The following is a 3,530-nucleotide window of genomic DNA, read 5'->3' on the forward strand; positions in this document are numbered from 1 at the left end:
CTCTCCCGTCGCTGGGGGACCCGCTACACCGAGGGCGGCAAGCTCATCTGGGCCGAACAAGACCTCCCGGAACCGACATGAAGCACGCTACGCCGCACCCCTGCCCTGTTCATGATCGGCTGACTCCCGCACACTGGCCCTGTGCTAACAGGAGGGGGGCGCCCGAGGTGCAAAGGCCGGTCGACGGCGGGGATCTGTGGGAGCAGCGGCTCGCCTCCCGGTGGTGGCGCGGCGCGATGGCGCTGCTGGCGGGCGCGCTGCCCGCGCTGGCCTTTCCCGAGCCCTCGCTGTGGTGGTGGGCGTATATCGCCCTGGTGCCCTGGCTGCTGCTCATGCGCGCGGCACCCACCGGCCGCCGCGCGATGCTGGACGGCTGGCTGGGCGGCGCCGGGTTCCTGCTCGCGGTGCACCACTGGCTGATGCCGAGCCTGCATGTGTTCATCGTGATACTGGCGCTGCTGCTGGGGCTGCTGTGGGTGCCCTGGGGGTGGCTGACCCACCGGCTGCTGCACGGCCGCCCGGGTTCCGGGCGGGTGGCGGCGGCGCTGGTGCTGCTGCCGTCCGTATGGCTGATGGCCGAGCTGGTGCGGTCCTGGCAATACCTTGGTGGGCCCTGGGGGCTATTGGGCGCGAGCCAGTGGCAGGTGGCGCCCGCGCTGCGGCTGGCCTCGGTGGGCGGGGTATGGCTGCTCGGCTTTCTGCTGGTCGTGGTGAATGTCGCGGTGACCGTGCTGATCGCGGTGGCCCGGGCCCGTACGGTGGCGCTGGCCGGGCTCACCGCGTGCGGCGCGGCGGCGGCCGGGGTGTGGGCCTGGGTGCCGCAGGCCAAGGAGCCCGGGACGGTACGGATCGCGGTGGTGCAGCCGGGGGTCATCCCGGTGCCGGGGCCGCGCTTCGAGCGCAGCGCGGAGCTGACCCGGCGGTTGGCCGACCGCCATGTCGATCTGGTGGTGTGGGGCGAGAGCAGCGTGGCCCAGGATCTGACCACCCATCCGGGGCTGAGCCGGCGGCTGGCCGGGCTGTCCCGGACGGTCGGCGCGGATCTGCTGGTCAACGTGGACGCGCGGCGCGGCGATACGCCCGGGATCTACAAGAGCTCGGTGCTGATCGGGCCGCACGGACCGACGGGGCAGCGCTACGACAAGATGCGGCTGGTCCCCTTCGGGGAGTACATCCCGGCCCGGCCGCTGCTGGGCTGGGTCACCTCGGTGGGCAAGGCGGCCGGTGAGGACCGCCACCGGGGCACCAGGCCGGTGGTGATGAAGCTCCCGGATTCCCTGCGGATCGGGCCGCTGGTGTGCTTCGAGTCGGCGTTCCCCGATATGAGCCGGAACCTGGCGCGGGACGGGGCGCAGGTGCTCGTCGTCCAGTCCTCGACCTCGACCTTCCAGAAGAGCTGGGCGCCGGCGCAGCACGCCTCGCTGGCCGCGCTGCGCGCCGCCGAGACCTGGCGGCCGATGGTGCATGCCACGCTGACCGGGGAGAGCGCGGTGTTCGGGCCGCGCGGCGAGCCGGTGGGCCCCCGGATGTCCACCCATACCAGCGCGGCCACCGTCTACACGGTGCCGCTGGGGCAGGGCGCGAGCCCGTATGTGCGGATCGGGCCCTGGCCGGTGTACGGGGCGATGGCCGCGCTCGCCGTCTTCTGCGCGGCCGAGGGTGGCCGGGTGCTCAGACGGCGGACGGACCGGCCGCCCGGTCAGGGGACGGACCATTCGCCGGACCAGCGGACAGACCAGCCGACTCCAGGGCGTCCCTGACGACCCGTTCGCACAGCTCATGGGTGCGCAGCGGGTCCTTCGCGCCGATCCGCCGCCCGGAGCGCACCGCGTCCAGGAAGGCGTCGGTGATCTGCTCGATCCCGCGCTGCCGCGCCACCGGCACCCAGTCGCCCCGGCGGCGCACGCTCGGCTGGCCCTTGTGGTCGATGACCTCGGCGAGGTTGAGCACCTGCCGCTTGGTGTCCTGGCCGGAGACCTCCAGGACCTCCTCGGTGGAGCCGCTCATCCGGTTCATCACGCCGAGCGCGGTGAATCCGTCCCCGGACAACTGAAGCAGCACATGGTGTATCAGCCCGTCGCGGACCCTGGCGCGCACATCGATATGGTCCACCGGCCCGGGCGCCAGGAAGCGCAGCGTGTCGACGACGTGGATGAAGTCGTCCAGGACCAGGGTGCGCGGGTCCTCGGCGAGGCCGACGCGGTTCTTCTGAAGCAGGATCAGATCGCGCGGATGGTCCAGGCACTGTGCGTAGCCGGGTGCGTAACGCCGGTTGAAGCCGACCATCAGGCTCACCCCGCGCTCCTCGGCGAGCCGCACGATCCGCTCGCTGTCGGCGAGGTGGTACGCGATCGGCTTGTCGACGTAGGTGGGCACCCCGGCCTCGATCAGCCGGGTGACGAGGTCGGCGTGGGTGTCGGTCGGGGCGTGCACGAAGGCGGCGTCGAGCCCGGCCGCGAGCAGCGAGTCGAGGTCGGTGTGGCGCTGGGCGTCCGGGACGCGATAGGTGTCGGCGACCCGCTGGAGGGTGGCGGGGGTGCGGGTGTGCAGATGCGGCTCCAGGCCGGGGCGGGCCATGAGCACGGGCAGATACGCCTTCTGCGCGATGTCGCCGAGCCCGACGCAGCCGACCCTCATATGTGCTCCCCGCAGTCCTCGGTCATGTCTTCCGCTGTGCCCCCGAAGGAGCCGTGCCCCCCGAAGGATACGTGCGGGTGGGCGGATGCCAGTCGGCGATGCCGTCGAAGGAGCGGAGGGCCAGACCGGGGACGAGGCGGCCGACGGCGGCGATCGCGGTGTCGCGCAGGGCGACGGCCGGGGCGCTGGTGAGGGTGACCATGCGGGCGGTGCGCGCCGAGCGGCGTACCACGTCCATGGTGCGGGGCAGCCGGTCGCGGGTGTAGGCGGCCAGGGCGGCGGAGGGGTCGGCGGTGCCGGGGGCCAGATGGTGGGCGAGGACGACGGCGTCCTCGACGGCCTGGTTGCCGCCCTGCCCCAACGTGGGGGCCATCGCGTGGGCAGCGTCGCCGAGAAGGGCGACCCGGCCCCGGTGGTAGGCGGGCAGGGGCTCGGCCATGGAGCGGATGTCATGGCGCAGCACGTCCTGGGGCGCGGCGGCGGCCAGGATGTCGGGGACGGGCCGGTGCCAGTCGCCGTAGAGTCGCAGCAGTTCGGACCGCTCGTCGTCGGGGGCCCGGCCGCCGGGCGGGGCGACGGCCGCCGCGTAGGCGTAGACCCGGCCGTCCTTCAGTGGCTGGGTGCCCCAGATCCGGCCCCTCCCCCAGGTCTCATGGGGCTCGAACGGCCGGTCGGGGGCGGGGATGACGACACGCCAGGTGGTGAATCCGGCGTAGCGGGGCCCGGGATGGCCGGGGAAGAGCGTGCGGCGGACGGCCGAGTCGATGCCGTCGGCGCCGATGACGAGCTCCGCCTCGTACGCGCCGCCCTCGGTGGTGACCCGGGCCGGGCGGTCGGCGCCGCCGGGGTCGGCGAGCCGGGCGGCGGCCCCGGTGCGGACCACGCCCTCGGGG

General features: G+C 73.7%; 3 protein-coding genes. 1 reads left to right on the plus strand and 2 read right to left on the minus strand.

What is annotated here, in order from left to right; translation table 11 throughout:
* The first annotated feature begins 236 nt into the window (after positions 1–236).
* Entirely contained in the window at positions 237–1,760 is a 1,524-nt protein-coding gene (lnt, locus tag KN815_RS35445; protein WP_253209434.1) for an apolipoprotein N-acyltransferase, read from the plus strand.
* Here the strand turns inward: lnt and KN815_RS35450 are convergent.
* Both KN815_RS35450 and KN815_RS35455 read right to left on the minus strand, forming a co-directional pair.
* Positions 1,672–2,637, minus strand: coding sequence for a Gfo/Idh/MocA family protein (locus tag KN815_RS35450; protein ID WP_216345952.1), 966 nt, complete (start codon positions 2,635–2,637; stop codon positions 1,672–1,674). The genes lnt and KN815_RS35450 overlap by 89 nt on opposite strands.
* A gap of 22 nt (positions 2,638–2,659) precedes the next feature.
* On the minus strand, positions 2,660–3,530 hold an 871-nt coding region (locus KN815_RS35455), incomplete at its 5' end, for an FAD-dependent monooxygenase (protein WP_216345953.1).

Origin of the sequence: Streptomyces niphimycinicus, assembly GCF_018883605.1 — a bacterium.
Classification (GTDB): Bacteria; Actinomycetota; Actinomycetes; order Streptomycetales; family Streptomycetaceae; genus Streptomyces; species Streptomyces niphimycinicus.